Source organism: Spirillospora sp. NPDC000708 (assembly GCF_040299565.1).
In the GTDB taxonomy this organism is placed as follows: domain Bacteria; phylum Actinomycetota; class Actinomycetes; order Streptosporangiales; family Streptosporangiaceae; genus Spirillospora.
On the sequence record NZ_JBEPCJ010000244.1, the window covers coordinates 1 to 1,274 of the forward strand.

Consider the following 1,274-nt stretch of genomic DNA (forward strand, 5'->3'; position numbering starts at 1 on the left):
GGAACCGGTGGTTCTCCATATGGTTGATCAAATTTTGAAAGTAAATAGTCATTTACTAAAAGCAGAGAACAAAAGAGACAGGAAACTGTCTTTTTTGTTTGCTTGGGGTCTGGGGCAAACGCCCAATTTTGGCAACTGCAGTTGCCAAAACTTTCCGCAGGAATCGTCAGACAGACCTTACCTTTATGTTAATAAAGTCTAGTAAGTTATACTTTTTATTTTCTTGATAGTTATCAATTTTTATCTATAAAGGTAGCGCTATACTAGTATCATAAAGAAAATTAAAGGAAGTAGAAAATATGGCAAAAATAACACTGAACTTTCAAAAACGACTTCAACAACACAGTAATCACTTGGTTATCCTCTCAGCCATTCTCATTGTACTCGGATACCTTGGTAAATATGGTGTAAATCAAATATGGATTTGGAATTCGACAATGATTATTGCAAGTATTATCGGTTTTATACCTGTTGCAATTCATGCCTATCAAGCAATCAAAGTGAAACAAATTTCGATTGACCTGCTAGTTTCTATTGCAGTTATCGGTGCTTTGTTCATCGGTGAATATGAAGAATCAGCAATTGTCACTTTTCTCTTCGCTTTCGGTGGATTTTTGGAGAAAAAAACGCTTGAAAAAACGCGATCAAGTATCAAAGAACTCACGAATATGGCACCCAGCACAGCCCTATCTGCTGATGGCGAAGAAATGGACATTGATGAAGTTGAAATTGGCGACAAACTCTTAGTAAAAACCGGACGTCAAGTTCCTGTTGATGGTCGTATTTACCAAGGATCTGGCTATGTCAACGAAGCCAGTATCACAGGTGAATCACGTGAAATCAGAAAGGAAGCTGGTACCAAAGTTTTTGCAGGTTCTATCTTAGAAAACGGTACAATTTACGTAGAAGCAGAAAAAGTCGGCGAAGATACAACCTTTGGTAAAATTATTGAACTTGTCGAAGAAGCCCAAGATACCAAATCTCCTGCTGAGAAATTCATCGACCGCTTTGCTAAGTATTACACGCCAGCGGTACTTGTTATTGCAGCTATTACTTGGGTTTTTAGTCATAATCTAGAACTAGCCATCACGATTCTCGTACTTGGTTGCCCTGGTGCCCTCGTGATTGGTGCACCTGTTTCAAATGTTGCAGGAATCGGGAATGGTGCAAAAAGAGGCGTCCTTATCAAGGGAGGTGATGTTATGAATACCTTCAGTCACATTGATACGCTTCTGTTTGATAAGACGGGTACTCTGACGAAAGGCAATACAGAA

At 39.0% G+C, this 1,274-nt stretch carries 2 protein-coding genes; both read left to right on the top strand.

Annotated elements, in window-relative coordinates:
• Positions 1-202 (top strand): hypothetical protein (locus ABT299_RS52710; RefSeq protein ID WP_500255486.1); only part of this gene is annotated, 202 nt, incomplete at its 5' end.
• Positions 203-299: 97 nt separating this feature from the next.
• On the top strand, positions 300-1,274 hold a 975-nt coding region (locus ABT299_RS52715), incomplete at its 3' end, for an HAD-IC family P-type ATPase (RefSeq protein WP_500255487.1).